At 70.0% G+C, this 16,363-nt stretch carries 15 protein-coding genes; 7 read left to right on the top strand and 8 right to left on the bottom strand.

The features are described from left to right. Window positions 1-20 precede the first annotated feature (20 nt). The 4 genes from FHU35_RS19600 to FHU35_RS19615 form a co-directional block, all read right to left on the bottom strand. Complete coding sequence (locus tag FHU35_RS19600) at window positions 21-2,864, bottom strand: helix-turn-helix transcriptional regulator (protein ID WP_145741854.1); 2,844 nt, start codon at window positions 2,862-2,864, stop codon at window positions 21-23. Continuing rightward, a complete protein-coding gene (locus FHU35_RS19605; RefSeq protein WP_145741857.1) occupies window positions 2,861-5,749 on the bottom strand; it encodes an AAA family ATPase in 2,889 nt (962 codons plus the stop codon). Before FHU35_RS19605 ends, FHU35_RS19600 begins: the two co-directional genes overlap by 4 nt. Before the next feature lie 252 nt (window positions 5,750-6,001). Continuing rightward, window positions 6,002-6,697 carry a PAS domain-containing protein gene (locus tag FHU35_RS19610; protein ID WP_145741859.1) on the bottom strand — a complete coding sequence of 232 codons (696 nt, stop codon included), beginning with the start codon at window positions 6,695-6,697 and terminating at the stop codon, window positions 6,002-6,004. 863 nt (window positions 6,698-7,560) lie between these two features. Continuing rightward, complete coding sequence (locus FHU35_RS19615; protein ID WP_145742608.1) at window positions 7,561-8,130, bottom strand: TetR/AcrR family transcriptional regulator; 570 nt, start codon at window positions 8,128-8,130, stop codon at window positions 7,561-7,563. Between the two features lie 174 nt (window positions 8,131-8,304). Here FHU35_RS19615 and FHU35_RS19620 point away from each other — a divergent pair, with 174 nt between their 5' ends. Further along, entirely contained in the window at window positions 8,305-8,859 is a 555-nt protein-coding gene (locus FHU35_RS19620) for a hypothetical protein (RefSeq protein WP_145741861.1), read from the top strand. 42 nt (window positions 8,860-8,901) lie between these two features. Here the strand turns inward: FHU35_RS19620 and FHU35_RS19625 are convergent, their stop codons facing one another. Further along, a complete protein-coding gene (locus tag FHU35_RS19625; RefSeq protein ID WP_145741862.1) occupies window positions 8,902-9,273 on the bottom strand; it encodes a hypothetical protein in 372 nt (123 codons plus the stop codon). 59 nt (window positions 9,274-9,332) lie between these two features. Next, window positions 9,333-10,001: an alpha-ketoglutarate-dependent dioxygenase AlkB family protein gene (locus FHU35_RS19630; protein ID WP_145741864.1), complete on the bottom strand. Its 669-nt coding sequence runs from the start codon at window positions 9,999-10,001 to the stop codon at window positions 9,333-9,335. 229 nt (window positions 10,002-10,230) lie between these two features. Between FHU35_RS19630 and FHU35_RS19635 the strand changes: the two genes are divergently transcribed. Next, window positions 10,231-10,542 (top strand): hypothetical protein, encoded by a 312-nt coding sequence (locus FHU35_RS19635; protein WP_145741866.1) that lies wholly within the window; start codon window positions 10,231-10,233, stop codon window positions 10,540-10,542. A 126-nt stretch (window positions 10,543-10,668) separates the two neighbouring features. Next, complete coding sequence (locus FHU35_RS19640; RefSeq protein WP_222429434.1) at window positions 10,669-11,097, top strand: hypothetical protein; 429 nt, start codon at window positions 10,669-10,671, stop codon at window positions 11,095-11,097. A 217-nt stretch (window positions 11,098-11,314) separates the two neighbouring features. Here FHU35_RS19640 and FHU35_RS19645 read toward each other — a convergent pair whose 3' ends face one another. Further along, the gene (locus FHU35_RS19645; RefSeq protein WP_145741868.1) at window positions 11,315-11,731 is read right to left on the bottom strand and encodes a hypothetical protein; all 417 of its coding nucleotides are present in this window, start codon (window positions 11,729-11,731) and stop codon (window positions 11,315-11,317) included. A 288-nt stretch (window positions 11,732-12,019) separates the two neighbouring features. Here FHU35_RS19645 and FHU35_RS19650 point away from each other — a divergent pair, with 288 nt between their 5' ends. The 4 genes from FHU35_RS19650 (at window position 12,020) to FHU35_RS19665 (ending at window position 15,612) form a co-directional block, all read left to right on the top strand. Further along, a complete protein-coding gene (locus FHU35_RS19650) occupies window positions 12,020-12,655 on the top strand; it encodes a trimeric intracellular cation channel family protein (RefSeq protein ID WP_145741870.1) in 636 nt (211 codons plus the stop codon). Window positions 12,656-12,738: 83 nt separating this feature from the next. After that, entirely contained in the window at window positions 12,739-13,980 is a 1,242-nt protein-coding gene (locus tag FHU35_RS19655; protein ID WP_145741873.1) for an amidohydrolase, read from the top strand. Between the two features lie 455 nt (window positions 13,981-14,435). Further along, window positions 14,436-14,855: a GreA/GreB family elongation factor gene (locus FHU35_RS19660; RefSeq protein ID WP_145741875.1), complete on the top strand. Its 420-nt coding sequence runs from the start codon at window positions 14,436-14,438 to the stop codon at window positions 14,853-14,855. 52 nt (window positions 14,856-14,907) lie between these two features. Further along, on the top strand, window positions 14,908-15,612 hold the full coding sequence (locus FHU35_RS19665; RefSeq protein WP_145741877.1) for a DUF1028 domain-containing protein: 705 nt from the start codon (window positions 14,908-14,910) through the stop codon (window positions 15,610-15,612). Here FHU35_RS19665 and FHU35_RS19670 read toward each other — a convergent pair. Further along, window positions 15,570-16,361 carry an urease accessory protein UreD gene (locus tag FHU35_RS19670; RefSeq protein ID WP_145741879.1) on the bottom strand — a complete coding sequence of 264 codons (792 nt, stop codon included), beginning with the start codon at window positions 16,359-16,361 and terminating at the stop codon, window positions 15,570-15,572. The genes FHU35_RS19665 and FHU35_RS19670 overlap by 43 nt on opposite strands. Window positions 16,362-16,363: the final 2 nt, after the last annotated feature.

Below are 16,363 nucleotides of genomic sequence, written 5' to 3' on the forward strand. Positions count from 1 at the left end.
GCGACGGGGTTGCGCCGGTTTCAGCCCGAAACCGGGTTCTGCGGGTGCTGGAGCGCGTCGAAGAGCTCCGCCCTGCCCGCGACGCCCAGCTTCCGGTAGATCTTCGTCAGGTGCTTCTCCACGGTGCGGGAGGTGATGCGCGCTTCGCGCGCGATCTCCTCGTTCGTGCGACCGGTTCGGGCCAGCATCGCCACCTGGCGTTCGGACGGAGTCAGCAGGCCCGCCCTCGACGGCGTCGCCGATGCCTGCCCGCCCAGCTCGGCCGTGGTGCGGTCGATCAGCCGCTGGACCCCGCACTCGAGGGCGATGCCGCGCGCTTCCTGGAGGTGCTTCTCGGTTCCGGACCGTCCTGCGGCGCGCAACCGCCGCCCGAGGAGCAGGTGTGCTCGGGCCAGTTCGATCCGGTTGGCGGATTCGCTGAGCACCGAGATCGCCCCCTGGAGCAGCCGGATGTCCTTCCCGCTGTCGCTGAGCATGGCGTAGCTGCGCAGGGCCCGCCCGACCGCGACGTGCGCGCCCCAGTTCTGCGCCAGTTCCAGCTCCTGCTCGATGAGCTTGTGGGCCTCGTCGACGTCGCCGAGCCGGTGGTGCATCATCGCGGCCAGGCTTCGCCACGGGCACAGCGCGGGGTTGCGCATCCCCCAGCGGTCCAGCTGCTGACCGAGGTCGAGGATCCGCTGGAGCTCGGGGCCGAGTTCGCGGCGGTCGGTGGCGACCGAGCCCTTGAGCAGGCGCAGCGCCGCCGTGACGCACACGTTGTTCCCGGTGGCTCCACCGCTTTCCAGCACTCGATGCATCAGGTCGCGGTCGGCGGTCTCCAGCGTGAGGAAGGCGACGGTGAGCAGCGTCGCGGAATTGCCGTGGTCCCAGCCGAGGCCGCCCAGGTCGATCGCCTCGCGGGTGACTGCCAGCGCCTCGTCGAGCTTTCCGGTGGACATCAGCACGAGACCCGTCTCGGTGCACAGCAACGTCCGCGCCACGACGTCGCCCTGGCTCTGCTGCTGCCCCCGAGCGCGATCGAGCCACGACGACAGCTTCCCCGGCGCGTCGGCACCGACGAGGACGTTGGCCAGCAGCGCGAGTCCTGTGTGGACGTGGCCGGGCTGGGCGGGTTCGCGTTCGATGACGCGGTGCGCCAGGCGGGCCACCTCGGCCGCCCCGATCTCCGAGGCCACCGTGGCCGCGTACAGCAGCACGACCAGGAGTTCGCGCTCGGCCGCGGTGTTCACGGGCGGGTTCGGGCCGAGGGCCCGCAGCCGGCGGACGTTGTCCGCGAGACCCAAGGGGTCTTCCATCGCGAGGTACCGCCGGCGGGCTTCCAGGCGCAGCGCCTGATCCCCCGGAACGCGCTCCTGCGCCTCGAATTCCCCGGACACTTCCCTGATCATCTCGGTGATGGGCGCCGGCGAGGTGGCCAGTACCATCGGTGACAGTCGCGAGAGCGCCTCCGCCCGGTCGTGGGCCGAGGTGAGCATCGAGACCGACTGGGAGATGTGGCGAACCGAGGCCGACGGATCGAACGACCGCTCCGCGGTGGCCAGTTCGACCAGCATGCGTCCGCGATCCTCTCCGTTCGGGGGGCTGTCGAGGAGCGCTCTTCGCAAGTAGGACGCGGCGGTTTCCGGCTTCCCGCACTCCAATTCGGCCTGCACGGCTTCCCGGAGCACGCGCAGCGCCCAGTCGTCGAGCGGCGCCGCCACTTCGACGAGGTATCTGGCGATCTCCCTCTCCGCGTGGCCCTGCTGGTGGAGCCACTGCGCCGCGCGCAGGTGCACTTCGTCCAGGTCCTCGCCCGCCGTCAGCTCCTCCGCTGCGGCCCGCACGACCAATCGCGCCGGCCCGAGGCAGGATTCGGAGTTGAGCAAGCCCAGCTGACGCACCACCCGCACGGCCCGCACGTGCTGGCACTCGTCGAGACCGGCGACTCTGCCGACCAGTTCGGTGTCGGCGCTCTCCCCGAGCACGGCCGTGGTCTGGATCAGCCGGTGCACCGGCGTGGGCTGGCTGCTCAGGCAGGACACCAGCCTCTCCCGCAGCCCGGCCGGTCGCCGCACGGCTCCGGTCGACCACCCGGTGGCCTTGACCTCCGACAGCATCGACATCAGGAACAGCGGGTTGCCCGCCGAGCTCTCCCCGCAGGCCGCCACGAGTTCGTCATCGGCCTCATCCCCGAGCTCCCCGCGCACCAGGGCGCGCACCGCTGCGGTCGACAGCGGTGCGGGGCTCAGGGTGTGCGTTGCGGATTCCCTGATCTCGCGAACCGGCAGGCGCTCCGCGCCGGGATCGCCGTCGAGGACGGTCACGACGATCGCGACCGGATGTCTGCTCACCCGCCTGCCCAGGTAGCTCAGGCATGCGAGAGACGCGGTGTCGGCCGCGTGCAGGTCGTCGACCACGATCAGCAGCGGCTGCTCGGCGCTCATCTCCGCGATGAGGGGATGCACGTCGTGGCGCGCCACCGACGCGGGTTCGCGCTGCCCGGCGGCCGAGAACAGCGCGGGGTCCAGCAGCTGCTGGACGACGCCGAACTCGAAGTCGCGCTCCTGCTCCGCGCAGGAGGCGCGCAGCACGCGCAGGCCCGCCCGGCGGGCGCGCTGGGCGCAGGCGTTCAGCAGTTCCGACTTCCCGATGCCGAGCGAACCACCGATGAACAGCAATGATCCGTTCCCGGCGCGGGCGGCCTCCAGGACGTGGCCGACGTGGCCGAGCTCGTGGTCGCGTTCCAGCAGCGCCGGGCACGGCACGTCCCGGGCCGTGACGCGCGGCGGGCTCGGCGGCCCTGCTCCGCGCCACCCGAGACCCGGCGCGGAACCGAACGGCACGTGCGTCGCGGTCATCTGCATCGCCCCCTGGCTCGGCGTCATGGTCTTCCGGCGAACGTCGCTTCGTCCTCGTCCTCGTCGTGCTGGAGCCGTGTTCGGGCACCGCCGAGCACGGCCGCCAGTTCTGCTCGCTTGGACACGCGCAGCTTCCGGTAGGCGTTGGTCAGGTGAGCTTCGACGGTGCGCAGCGTGACGAACAGCGCCTCGGCGATCGCCCTGTTGCTGGCACCGGCGGCGGCCATTGTCGCCACCCGCAGCTCGCTGCCGGTGAGCAGGTCGACCGGCGACCGCAGCGGCTGCCCGACCCTGCCTCCGGCGGTAACGACGAGCGCCCGCGCGCTCTCGGCGATGGGCCGGGAGCCGCAGAGCGTGGCGAGGTCGATGCACCGGCGCAGGTGCTTGCGGGCTCCCCGGGTGTCGTCGGTGCGCAGCAAGAATTCCCCGAGCCGGTGGTGCGCCCTCGCCTCGTCCAACCACGCGGGGGATCCGGAGAGGACCTGGACCGCCTCGGTGAGCGAGTCCACTGCGCGCGAAGGGTTCTCGGCGACGGCTCCGCGCGCCATCAGGTGCCGTCCGATGGCCCGCGCGGTGCCCCAGCGGTGCACGGCTTCCGCGTCCTGCTCGACGAGTTCCACGGCCTCCGCTCGACGTCCGAGGCCCACGAGCAACCAGGCCGCGTCGGTGCGCCACGGCGCGAAGACCGGGTTGAGGATGCCCGCGTCGGTCATGCTCCTCCCGCATCGCAGCAGCAGTTCGAGCGCGGCAGTCCGGTCGCCCCGGATCCAGCGCACGCGTGCCCTGGTGTGCAGGAAGTAGTGCCATTCGAGGGTCGCTTCCTCGAACCACTCCCGGTCGATCCTGTCGAGGACCTCGTCGGCCTGCTCGACCTGCCCGAGCTCGGCCAGCGCGCTCGCCCAGGCGGTGAACTGAGCTGATGTCGAGTCGGCGCCGCGGGTCTGCGCGCAGATCTTCGCAGCGGTCTGCGCCTGCTCGGCGGCTTCCCGGACGTCGCCGAAGTGCAGCAGGACTCGGGCGTAGCAGGACAGCGAGTACGAGTAGTCCCAGCTCGCGCCCATGCTCTCGACCAGGTCCAGCGAGCGCTGGGCGGCGGGCAGCAGGTCGTCGGTGACGTCGGCCAGGTGCAGGGCGAACAGCGCGCACCGCTCGCTCCAGGGGTCGGCGTCGCTGGTCTGGAAGCTCAGGGCCGTGCGCGCGTGCGCCACCACCTGCGCGGAGGGCTCGCAGCGCAGCGAGTGCACGAAGGCGATGGCGGCGAGCGTCCGGCGTTCCGCGGGTGTGCTGCCTGCGGGCAGCGGCCGTCGCTCGATTCGGTCCCGCACGACGCTGAAGGTCGACTTCTCGGCGCTGCCGACGATCATCAGCATCGACTCGAGGGACAGGCACAGCTCGCGGTGGGCGGGCGAGGCATTTCCCCTGTCCTTCGTCGCGAGCATCGCCAAGACTTCGGCCAGAACCCGGACCGCCTCCGGGTGGCGTTGCGCGGTGACGGCGGTCATGGCGAAGTTCAGGACGAACGAGACGTAGGCGTCCGGGTCGGCGACCCGGTCGAGCAGTTCGCGCATGATCGGCAGCGCCGCGTAGGGGTCGAGCTGCGCGAGCACCCGGCCGAGGTCGCCCCGGACGCGGATGCGCTGGGGGCCGGAGGTCTCGACGTCGAGAACCCGTCGCAGGTACCGCACGGCGATTTCGAGCTCGCCGCGCTGCTCGGACAGGGCCGCGGCGTCGCGCAGGACACCGGCCATCCACTGCTGGTTCAACTCCGTCAGCGCGAGCAGGTGCTGGGCGACCTCGACGGCGGGACGCCCGGCATCGTTGAGGATGCGCGCCGCCCGCAGGCGATCCGCTTCGGACACCGGCACCGCGTCGAGCACGGCGTCCCGGATCGACGCGTGCGCGAAGTCCATCCCGGACTCGGCGACGATGTCGCAGCCGCGCAGCACGTCGAGCGCTTCGCCGACCTGCCACCTGGTCGCTGCGGCCAGCGCGGCCACGGATTCCGCGCCCGCTCCCGGGCCGAGGAGCGCCAGCGCGGCGGCGACGTCGAAGACTCGACGCGGTTGTCCGGCCAGCCGGTTGAGCACCGAAGCGGCCAGCACGCCCTTCTCGGCCGCTTCGACCGAGAGGACTCCGGCCGCATCGGGCCCGATCCCGGCGTTGCGGACGTCGTCGAGCAACCGGTGCAGCAGGGACGGGTTGCCGCCCGAGGCTCGCGCGCAGGCGTCGACGAACGAGCTGTCCGGTGGCGCGGAGAACACCGTCGCCACGATGTCGCCGACCTCGTCCCTGGTCAGCGGCGCCAGCTGGATCACGCTGCTCGCGCGCTGCCCGACGATGCGGGAGAGCGCTCTGCGCACGGTGTCGTCGACGTCGTCGCAGCGGTGGCCGAGCAGGATCAGCAGGGGCAGGTCGGCGGCGCGCCGGAGCAGGAAGTCCAGCCAGCGCAACGAACCCTCGTCGCACCGGTGGGCGTCGTCGACGACGAGCACCAGCGGAGCGCTGGCCATCAGGTTCGCCGCCAGGCTGCGCAGCCCGGACAGCGTCTCGTGGTCGTTGCCGTGCGGAGCCCCGGCTCGCCGTCCTGGGAAGAGCACCCGGACCGCGGAGTCGGAGACGTCGTCGGCGCCGAGCCCCAGCGGTTCGAAGAGCGCCCGCACCGCGTCGTAGCGCAGCGGGGAGGTGACGTCCGGGCAGCTCACGTGCAGAACGGTGCAGGTGCGCGCGTGCTCGTGCCGCGTGACCTCGCTCAGCAGCCGACTCTTGCCGACTCCACCCGGCCCCCGGACGACGACGCATCGGGCGCGGCCGGAACGTGCGTCCGCGAGCGCCTCGGCGAGCACGGCGCGCTCACGAGACCGGCCGGCCAAGGGCTGGATCCGGTTCGCGATGCGCTCTTGGTCACCCCGCATCCCAACTCACCCCGACTCACACGTCCTGACCAGGGATTCCCAGCCGCGCTTGCAGGGTGCACCCGCCAGTAGACGAGGGCAGTCCACCACCGGCCACCACGGGAGCGCAAGCACTGATCAACTCCGGAAACTAGCGAAATCCCTAGTTCCCCTGCGGTAGCCGCGTTCGCGGGTTCGCGGTCCGGATCCGGACCGACTCACCCACGTCGTCCACATCGGACGATCGCGGCCGTGCCCGCGGTTCGGCTGCGCCTACTTCACGTAATCCCGCGGCACGCGCGGAGGCCAGCTCCCCACGCTCAGCAGGCCGAGGCTGTAGGCGCGGGAGACCAGCGCGGCACGGTTGGGCGCCTTGAGCTTCTTGAGCATCGCGCCGACGTGGTACTCGACGCCCTGCCGGCTCAGGAACAGCCGGGACGCCAACCGCACCGTCGACTCACCGGTGGCGATGCCTTCGAGGATCCGGGCGTTGAGCTCGGACAGGACGCGCTTGCGGTCCGCCACGACCACGTTGGCCCGGTTGCGCTGCTCCGGCGAGAGCAAGACCACGAACTGCGTCAGCTCACCCGAGGACGAGCCGCGCACGGCGATCCCGGTGATCTCACCCGTGAAGGCGGCCTGCTCAGGGCCGACGCCCACGAAGTACTCCGTGAAGCGCTGGCTCCGGCCCTCGAGCAACCGCTCGAAGTTCCGGCTGATCGGCTCGCGCACCCCGGGGTGGAGCAGCTCGCCGAGGCTGCGTCCCACCACCGACTCCGGAGGCTGACCGAATTGTTCTACGAACGCGTCGTTGGCTTGGGTGATCCGCATCTGCAGATCCACGCTCGCCAAGTGAAGACCCGATCGCTCCAGCAGTGACTGGAACACGTCCACGTCGGCGATGTCATTTCTCAACTCATCGCCAACCGCTTTGTCGAAGAGGCGAGAATCTGCGGCAACTGTGGGCATTGACGGTGTACCTCTCTCGAATCCCGAGGAATCCCGACTGCCGGGAAGATCTGTTTGTCCCCGCACGGAGACACCCCCGATCGTATGAAGCGCGCTCTTATGAGGTCAACGCGGCGAGGAGGTGGCCGCCTAATGTTGTGGTTCCCGCAACGGACAGTTCGGACATGCAGCGGAATGCCGCGAACGCCACGTCCGTACCCAGCGTGAACAGAACGCCGCTCACCCTCACGGGCTCCCCACCTTGCGGCATTCGGACCACCGTCCGGAGAGGGAGGATGGCGCACGCGTGCCACGCAGGTCCCACAGAATCAGCCTCCACGGAGAGCATTCAGTCGGACGCATTCCGTGGGGGCGACGCGGACAACTCCGAACACCCTCCGCAATTGCTCAAATGAGCCGATCACCGTTCACGCTCATCTGAGCGACTTCAATTTCCCATAATTCACAGAATTACCATATAATCCGCTGCGATCATAAGGGTTCCTTATTGGGTTCAATATATTTTGGCGCTGGGACGAATCGTTGCCTCGCCGTGACAACCGGCGACCTCGATCAATTCAGCGCCGTGAACAATCGCGCGGGAAATGATCCCCTTTTCGGCGCCATCGCGAATTGTCGGAACTCGTCACCCGAGAATTCGCGAGCACGATCATCCGGCCCCCGACCGACTCGATGATGCGCGCTCCCCGCGCTCGCGCCGAGCCCTCGCGCCGTGTTCTAGGGACTTCCCGGCACCTCGACGCTCCGGCCGCCGGTGCAGGACAGCGTGCGGCTCGCGCCGAGCCCGCCGTGTCGATGCCCACGACCTCGGCCGGTCCGGCCCGCGACGCGGGACCGGCGGCCAGCCCGATCGATGCGGCGAATCAGGTCGCGACCGGGGAATCCCGGTACTTCAGAAGGCCTTCCACACCGAGGAGGAAGGTGTCGCAGACCGGGGCCGGGTCGGTGAGGCATCCCGCCGCCATCGCACCGTCGCGGAGCATGACGAAGTGCCTCGCCGCCGGTTCCGGATCCGACTCGCCGGTCTCGGCCAGGAGTTCGGTGACGGTACGCAGGAACCACTGCCGGTGGTCGACGACGGCGACGTGCACCGGGTGGGCCGGATCGGGGTACTCAGCCGCGGCGTTGAGGAACGCGCATCCCCGGAACCCCGAGGACCGGATGTCGTCGGCGATCGACTTCGCGACCCCGCGCACGATCGCCCTCGGGGACCCGCCTCGGGCCCGGACCTCGTCGGTCCGGGCGCGAATCGCACGGTCGGCTTCGGTCAGGTAGGCGACGACCAGGTCGTCCTTGCCCGAGAAGTGCCGGTACAGCGTCGCCCGCGTCACGGACGCCTCGGAGACGATCCGGTCGACGCCGACGGAGTGAAGCCCTTCGGTGTAGAACAGCCTGCTCGCCGTCTCGAGCAGCCGGGACCGCGCCTCGGACAACTCCTCACCCACCTCCTGCCGGGCCCTCGACGGCCGTTCCCGCCGGGAACGAGCCTGCACCTCGTCGCGAGGGAGAACGTTCGTTCTTGACACTACCGCGTCCTCGGGCCACGCTTCCACAGAGAGAACGAACGTTCTTTCTTCGGCGCGGTCGCGCCCTCCGAGAGGATCACCATGACCACCCTTGCCCAGCCCACCTCCGCATCCACCGCCGGGCGCGCGCCCGCGCTGCGACGCCTCTACTTCGCACGGTTCGGATTCGCCCTGGTCTGGGCCGCGCTCCTGTTCCTCACCGGATCGGCTCTCGGACCGGTGAGCATCACCCTGCTCGTCCTCTACCCGCTGTTCGACGTCGCGGCGGCGATCGTGGACGCCCGGTCGCCGGGTTCCGGCGGATCGGCTCTGGGCCTGCGGGTGAACATCGCGATCAGCCTCCTCGCCACCGCCGGGGTGGCCGCCGCCTGCGCTTCCGGTGCGCCGATGGTTCTGCGCGCGTGGGGTGCGTGGGCGATCGTCTCCGGACTCGTCCAGCTGGCCGTGGCCATCAGCCGCCGCAGGATGGGCGGGCAGCTGCCGATGATCCTCAGCGGCAGCATCTCGGCCGTGGCCGGGGCCTCGTTCATCACCATGGCGTCCGGGCCGAACCCGTCCCTGGCGAGCGTGGCCGGCTACGCGACCTTCGGCGGCGTCTTCTTCCTCATCTCCGCGCTGCGCCTCAAGCGCGCCTGACCGCCGCACGTCCTCGTCCCGCTGCGATCGCGGCGGGACGAGTCACCCCTCGACGCCATCGGGCTCCCGCAGGTCCAAGGCCAGCTGCCCGCCGTCGATCACCGTCAGCGGCGCGAACGGATCGGGGTTGCGCGACAGGCACTTCGTGCAATCGACCGGCGCCGCAACCGCTTCGGACTTCCCAGCCAGCGCGAACCCGTCCAACGGCTGGTGACAGGCTGGAGCCGGGAGCTTCAGACCGCCGACCCAGTCACGAAGCTCGACCTCGTGAACGCGGCGGTTGGCGCCACGCTGCCGAAGGTTTCGGTTGCGGAAGCGCGCGCACTCGCGCTCGGACATCCGCTTGAGCAACAACGAGGTCGGATCCTGACGACGCTCAATCGCAGTCACGAGAACACGGTGCCCGCTGCCCACCTCCTCCCGGCACCGCAACCCCGGTGAACCCGGTGCTCCATTCGCTGGAAGCTCGGTCCTCAGCCGGTCAGACCTGTGACTCGCATGGTGATGTTGATGCGGCCGGTGTCGAGGCCGCAGCCCGCGGGTGCTGTCCCGGGGTGGACCTTCGGGACACCGTGGTAGGCGAGGCGGGAAGGTCCGCCGAAGACGAACAGATCGCCGGAGGTCAGGTCGATGTCCTGGTACGGACGGTTCCGGGTCTCGGTGTTGCCGAAGCGGAACGTGCAGGTGTCACCGATCGACAGCGACACCACCGGAGCTCGGGAGCGTTCGTCCTTGTCCTGGTGCATCCCCATCCGCGCGGACTCGGCGTAGTAGTTCACCAGCGCGGTGTCCGGCGTGTAGTCCTCCCCCGCGCGCGGGTCCCCGGCCGCCTGCACGAGCGCTCGCCTGCCCAGGCGGACCATCCAGTCGGGGAAGGCGAGGACCTGGTTGCCGTTCACGTCGACCGCCGCCCGCGTGTACTCGTAGGGCCGCCAGTGCCAGCCCAGGCACACCGTCTTGACGCTCATCTCGTGGCCACCGACCTTGGCCCCGCGCATGGGCACCGGACCTCTGGTCCACCGGTGGAACTGCCCGACGATCCAGCGCTGCTGCTCGAGGGTGAGGAAGCCGGGAACGTGGTGCGCCCCCTCCGGCAGCGCAGACCCCAGACCCAGCTCGGCGTCGTCGAACAGGCTGTTCATCGAATGCTCCCCCTCTCCGCAGCGAAAGCCGGGCGTTCAACTCGACAGTCTCCCCCGAGAGCGTGTGGCGTCGACGCCAGGTGACGCCACACCTGCCCACCACGAACCCCGGATGACGAACGTCCGGCGGGTTCCCGCACCGAAGAGCACTGCTGCGGGCGGATCCCGGGCTTCGGCGATCGTCTGATCTCCTGGAGCGACGCACTCGCGAGACGGGAAGGACGTCGAGGTGCCTCAGTCCACACCGCCTCCGGATCCCCTCCAACGCCGCTGGCGGCGAGCGCTGTGGTTCGCGTGCTTCGTCCCGATGTGCGCAGGGCTGGTCATCGCCGGTTTCGCGCACCCCGCGGCATTCCTGCCCGCCGCCGTGCTCTGGTCCGCTGCCTTCGCCTGCGTGCTCCGGATGGAATCCCTCGATCACCGCAGCCGCGCGGCAGCCGAGGTCGATCCGCGCCGGCAGCTCGCCAAGGCAGGTTGGTTGCTGCTCGCGATCATCTTGATCGTCGTCAGCGCTCTGACCGTGCACGCGGCTTTCGAATGACGCCTCGCCTCCGGGGCTGGTGGGGCGAAAGGCCCGTGCGGTGCTCGGTGCCGTGTGCTGCAGTGGTGTGGGGCACGTGAGCGCCGGGATTCCAGGTGTCGTGCACCAGAAGGCAGGTGTCCGAACATGTCATCTGAGCGTCGTGCGGGGAGTGCGCCTCCGGTCGGGACCGAGGACGCGCGGACGTTGATGCCCTGGCGAGTGCTGAGCGCGCTCTTCCTGCTCGCGATGGGCGGGATCCACCTGTTCCTCGTGCTCACCGGCACCGGAGGCCTTCTCGGGGTGTTGTTCGTGCTGAACGCGGTCGGGTCGATCGCGCTGGCCGTCGCCGTGATCGTCGTTCGTGACCGCTTGGTGCAGGTGAGCGTGCTGGGTCTGCTGTTCGTGCTGGGAACGTTGCTGGCGCTGCTGATCGCGCTGAGTCCGCTCTCGCTGTTCGGGATGCGGTCGAGTCTGAGCTACCAGCTGGCACCGACCGCGATCGTCGTCGAGGCGATCGGTGTCATCGTCCTCGCCGCGACCGTCCTGCTCGCAGCCCGGAAGCGCGCCGGCTGAGCCCGGCCCAGCACCAGGCTCTCGACAGCACGGTGCAGGAAACACCTACGGCCGCAGCTTATCGACCCCCACCCGCTCCCAACGTTCGCTTTCCTACCAGGACAGCGAATGAACGGTGGGAGCGGAGTCAGGCGATGGTAGTCGAATGTGGCGGTAGTACAACGACTTCCGTTGGTACGGTGCCGGATGGGCCCGCGCGCAACTCACCTCAATATCATCAAAAACTTTGGGGTGAAACGAGAAAGGGGTACACGCCTGCGGGTGGGAGGTCGTCGGGCCACACCGTCGTACCTTCGCCAGGCGTATCCCACCAGGTGATGCGACCACGTTCTATGTCCGATTCCGGGGCATCCCCGTGCGGCTCATGAATCGCCAGCAACGCGTACTCGTAACCGACTGCGCCAGGATCGCTCTGAAGCGGGCCAGTGTAGCCCTCGTGGGTGTCGTACCAGTAGCCGAACGTCCCTCGCTGTCCGGTTTTTCGGTACACGATGTAGGCGAACTCGCCATCAAGCCATGCTGCCAACACAGTTGCTTCCAGCTTGCCGCCAGCGCGTTCGGCAAGCCTGCCAAGCGCAGCCAGCGTGCTGTTCAGGACGGCACGTGCCCACTCAGAAGGAGCGTCCTTCGACATGCCCGCTCCTCTCGCTGGGAGAACCTCTGACCCCGCAACCGTACCCCCAAGATCCAGGACTCATCCTTCAAACGGAGAGCCACGCGTACCGAGCGGGTCATCGAGTGACCCGAACTTCCGCCCCACGCTGCGCGACTGCTTCGAGCGGGCGCAGCACTCGTCCTTCGGCCCGCACACCGCACCCTCTCGACAAAGCGCTCTCCGGGTTCGAGTCGAAGCGGCTCGATGCCCCGGCGACGACGGGGTGTCGGGGCGCGTTCCCCGGGCGGGCCCCGGCAGACTGGGGCCATGTCTCAACCGCCGCTGCTGCTGGCGCTCGACCTGACGGGCACGTTCGCGTTCGGCCTCAACGGTGCGCTGACCGCGGTGCGGATGGTGCGGCTGGATCTCGTCGGCGTCCTCACGCTGGGCATGATGACGGCGCTCGGCGGCGGGATCCTCCGGGACATCCTCATCGGCTCGCTGCCGCCCGCGACGTTCAGCGATGTGATCTACCTGGGCGTGGCCGCGGGCGGTGCGCTCGTGGCGTTCTTCATCAGCGTCGAGCTGGAGCGGTTCACCAAGCTGATCACCCTCTTCGACGCGGCGGGTCTGGCGGTGTTCTGCGTGACCGGTGCCAGCAAGGCACTCGTCTACGGGCTGGGACCCGTGCAGGCCGTCCTCCTCGGAGCGCTCACCGCGGTCGGCGGCGGAACGCTGCGCGACATCGCCATCAAGCGGGTTCCCAACGTTCTGACCAGTGATTTCTACGCCGTTCCCGCTCTGGTGGGAGCCGCGCTGACGGTCCTGGCCGTGCGCCTGGAGGTCTACGGGGTCACGGTCGCGCTCCTCACCGCGGCGGTGGTCTTCGCCATCAGGATGCTCGGCGTCCGCTACAGCCTGCACGTCCCCAGCACCCCGCGCCGCGAGGAACCGGAGGAGTAGTCGGCCTCTGCGATCCCACCGCCCCGCACTCATCCTGAGATGCGTTCTCCGGACCGCGACCGGTGATGAGGAGGATGATCGGTATGGACACGCAACGGGCCCGCGCAGTGCTGACCGACCTGAAGTCCGCGCTGGACTGGCAGGAGGACTTCTACCGGGACCTGCACGCCCACCCCGAGCTGTCGCACCAGGAGTCCCGGACCGCGTCGCTGGTGGCCGACCGGCTCCGAGAATCCGGCTACGAGGTCCACGAGCAGGTGGGCGGAACCGGCGTGGTCGGGGTGCTGGCCAACGGCGACGGACCCGCGGTCCTGCTCCGAGCCGACATGGACGCGTTGCCCGTCAAAGAGGCGACCGAGCTGCCCTACGCCAGCACCGCCACCGCCGACGACGGCACACCCGTGATGCACGCCTGCGGTCACGACGTGCACGTCACGTGCCTGCTCGGCGCGGCGCAGCTGATGGCCTCGGCCACCGAGCAGTGGAAGGGCACGCTGATCGCGCTGTTCCAGCCCGCCGAGGAGGTGGGCGACGGTGCGAGCGGGATGGTCGACGACGGTCTCTTCTCACTGATCCCCCGACCTCGCGTCGCCCTCGCGCAGCACGTGGTGCCGATGCGAGCAGGCGAGGTCGCCACCCAATCCGGTCCCACGCTCGCCGCCGCCGACAGCATGCGCATCACCGTCCACGGGCGGGGTGCGCACGGGTCGATGCCGCAGTCGGCCGTGGATCCCGTCGTGCTGGCCGCCATGATCGTGGTGCGGCTCCAGACGGTAGTCGCCCGCGAGGTCGCGCCCGGTGAGCCCGCCGTGCTCACCGTCGGCAGCATCCGGGCGGGCACGAAGAGCAACATCATCCCCGACCGCGCCGAGATCCAGCTCAACGTCCGCACCTACAGCGAGCAGACCCGCTCCGCGGTGATCGACGCGGTCGAGCGGATCACCATCGCCGAGTGCCAGGCGTCGAAATCGCCGCGTGAACCCGAGTTCGAGATGTTCGAGCGCCTCCCCGTCACCGACAACGACCCCGCTACCACCGACTCGGTCGCCGGCACGTTCGCCGACTTCTTCGGCGATCGAGCGGGTTCGCTCGGCCAGTGGGCCGCCAGCGAGGACTTCAGCAATCTCGCCACCGAGTTCGACATCCCCTACACCTACTGGGGCATCGGCGGGATCGACCCGGAGGAGTTCGACCGCGCCTCGAAGGCCGGCCGCGTCGCCCAGGACATCCCGGCCAACCACTCGGCCACCTTCGCCCCGGTGATCCAGCCGACGCTGACCACCGGGACCCAAGCGCTCGTCGTCGCCGCCCTCACCTGGCTGTGATCCCGGAGAGGCTCAGGGTGATGGAGGAATCGCACAAGTTCGGCTTGCCGATTTGTTCGATTTCCACAGCGCCGTCGGTTGCGACCTCTGCCACGATCGGCCTTGAACGGTGACGTCACATCACGGGAGGGCTGGTCATGGGTTGCGGCATCGCAGACACCCGTCGTGGTCCGACGGTGATCGACCCACATCCAGCCGACCGCGCGGCCCCCTGGCTCAGACCAGCACGTCGCCGACGCTGACCACCCACCCGGCCGAGCGGCGAGCGCGCGCGAGCTGACGTCGCAGTCCTCGCGCCCCGCCGGATGAACCGGCCGGATGCTCCGATTGCCACTCCGCGTCTGGACCGCCGACGCGAGCGCCACGTGCCGCACTCGTCCCACCCGCGCTGCCGACGCCTCACTTCGGCGTTCCGGAACAGGCGACCAGCCGAGAAGACCGACAAGAGGAAGCCCATGACCACCACGCAAGGCCGCTGGATGACGCAGGATTCGCACGACCGGCTGCGCGCCGAGCTCACCGAGCTGCTCGCGCAGCGCTCCGGCGAGATCGAGGACGAGAGCCACCGGCGCACCCGGATCGGGCAGATCAGGGATCTGCTGAACAACGCCGTGGTCGGCGAGACACCTCCGGACGACGGCGTCGCCGAGCCCGGAATGCTGCTGACCGTCCGGTTCGACGACGGCGAGACCGAGACGTTCCTGCTCGGCACCCGCGACGGCGCCGACTCCGACGAGCTCACCGTCTACTCGCCGGAGTCCCCTCTCGGCACCGCGCTGACCGGCGCCAGGCAGGGCGACGAGCGGACCTACGAGGTCCCCAACGGCGGGACCGAGCGGGTCACCCTCGTGCGGGCGGTGCCCCACCGGTCGTGATCGGCGGGCGTACCGCGCAGTGAGCAACGGATCAACGCAGGAGAGCGCCGCCGTGCACGTGGGTACCTTCTCGATCGCCGCCTACGACCCCTCCGCCGGGTGCGCAGGAGTCGCGGTCAGCACGCGAATGCCCGCCATCGGGGCGCTTTCGGTGTTCGCCGACGCGAACGCGGGCGCGGTCGCGACCCAGGCGTTGATCAACCCGCTGCTCGGCATCGACGGCTTGGAACTCCTCCGAACCCGCTCCGCGGAGGAGACCTTGCGCGAACTGCTCGACTCCGATCCCGGAGCGGACTCCCGTCAGGTGGCCGTGGTGGACGCCCGTGGCGGTTCCGCCGCGCACACCGGCGCCGAGACGCACCCGTGGAGCGGGCACCGGACGGGTCCGGGTTTCGCCGTCGCGGGGAACATGCTCGTCGACGCGAGAACCGTTGAGGCCATGGCAGATCGGTTCACCGGAACCGAGGGCGAACCGCTGCACGCTCGCCTGATCCAGTCGCTCGAAGCAGGTCAGCGGGCGGGCGGGGACCGTCGCGGCAAGCAGAGCGCCGCCCTGCGGGTGAACACCGGTGAGCCCTACCCCCACCTGGACCTGCGGGTGGACGACCACCCGGAGCCGGTGACCGAGCTGCGCCGGATCTACGAGGTCGCGAAGCGGGAGCTGCTGCCGTTCGTCGAAGCGCTCCCGACCAGGAGCAACCCGAACGGCAGGTTTCACAAACTGCTCGACGCGGCGGAGGACACCCCGGGCCGCTGAGGCACCACGCACCCCGCTCGCCGGTCGTTCCCACCTGGACGCGCGACCACTCCCCGCCAGCGATCCCACGTGCCCCGCAGTGCCGCGTCGGCCTCGTGCGCGTGCGCGGCGAGCGCGCGAGCGATCGAACCGGGCCCGGCGAGGGCTGTTTCCGGCGGGGAGGACAGGTCGTCCGGACGTGCGCCGAGCAGCGCGACCGTGGCGAGCACCCGGCGATCACCGAGGATGCCGGGCGCGCTGCGCAGTTCGGGAGAGCGCAGGTCGAGCTCCTCGACCAGGAGGTCCCGGCGGTCCAGAGCGCACCGCAGCGTCGAGCGCAGCCCGCCGCCCTCTTCTCCGCTGCGCCCGAGCACCAGGGTTTCGGAGACCAGGACGCGCGCGCCTTCGTCCAGTTCGAGCACCGTGCTCCGCTGGACGTCGGCGCCACCCGCGATCACCATCGGCGCGGCGGCCCAGACGAGCGACCCGCCGGTTTCGACGCGCACGTCGGCCGCCCAGCGCTGGTGGCCGCCCCGGGCGTCGTAGGCGACGAGGCCCGCGGGTTCGACGAGTTCGAGGTGCACACCGCGGCCCACCCGGACCTCGATCCGCAGGTCGTCCCCGGCGAGCAGGGACGCGCACACGCCGACGAGCGCGATGCGCACGTGCGGGCCGTCGATCCCGAGCAGGCGGGGGCGCAGGAACTCCCCCGCGCGCAGGACTTCGGCGCGCGCGACTCCGCCGACCAGCTCGACCGACACCGCAGCCATCC

This window comes from Saccharopolyspora dendranthemae (assembly GCF_007829955.1).
Classification (GTDB): Bacteria; Actinomycetota; Actinomycetes; order Mycobacteriales; family Pseudonocardiaceae; genus Saccharopolyspora; species Saccharopolyspora dendranthemae.

What these genes read in the sequence shown, in the direction of transcription:
- FHU35_RS19640 (WP_222429434.1), top strand. Translation starts at nt 10,669, where the DNA reads ATGTCATCTGAGCGTCGTGCGGGGAGTGCGCCTCCGGTCGGGACCGAG.
- FHU35_RS19600 (WP_145741854.1), bottom strand. Translation starts at nt 2,864, where the DNA reads ATGACGCCGAGCCAGGGGGCGATGCAGATGACCGCGACGCACGTGCCG.
- FHU35_RS19655 (WP_145741873.1), top strand. Translation starts at nt 12,739, where the DNA reads ATGGACACGCAACGGGCCCGCGCAGTGCTGACCGACCTGAAGTCCGCG.
- FHU35_RS19645 (WP_145741868.1), bottom strand. Translation starts at nt 11,731, where the DNA reads ATGTCGAAGGACGCTCCTTCTGAGTGGGCACGTGCCGTCCTGAACAGC.
- FHU35_RS19650 (WP_145741870.1), top strand. Translation starts at nt 12,020, where the DNA reads ATGTCTCAACCGCCGCTGCTGCTGGCGCTCGACCTGACGGGCACGTTC.
- FHU35_RS19610 (WP_145741859.1), bottom strand. Translation starts at nt 6,697, where the DNA reads ATGCCCACAGTTGCCGCAGATTCTCGCCTCTTCGACAAAGCGGTTGGC.
- FHU35_RS19670 (WP_145741879.1), bottom strand. Translation starts at nt 16,361, where the DNA reads ATGGCTGCGGTGTCGGTCGAGCTGGTCGGCGGAGTCGCGCGCGCCGAA.
- FHU35_RS19605 (WP_145741857.1), bottom strand. Translation starts at nt 5,749, where the DNA reads ATGCGGGGTGACCAAGAGCGCATCGCGAACCGGATCCAGCCCTTGGCC.
- FHU35_RS19660 (WP_145741875.1), top strand. Translation starts at nt 14,436, where the DNA reads ATGACCACCACGCAAGGCCGCTGGATGACGCAGGATTCGCACGACCGG.
- FHU35_RS19620 (WP_145741861.1), top strand. Translation starts at nt 8,305, where the DNA reads ATGACCACCCTTGCCCAGCCCACCTCCGCATCCACCGCCGGGCGCGCG.
- FHU35_RS19630 (WP_145741864.1), bottom strand. Translation starts at nt 10,001, where the DNA reads ATGAACAGCCTGTTCGACGACGCCGAGCTGGGTCTGGGGTCTGCGCTG.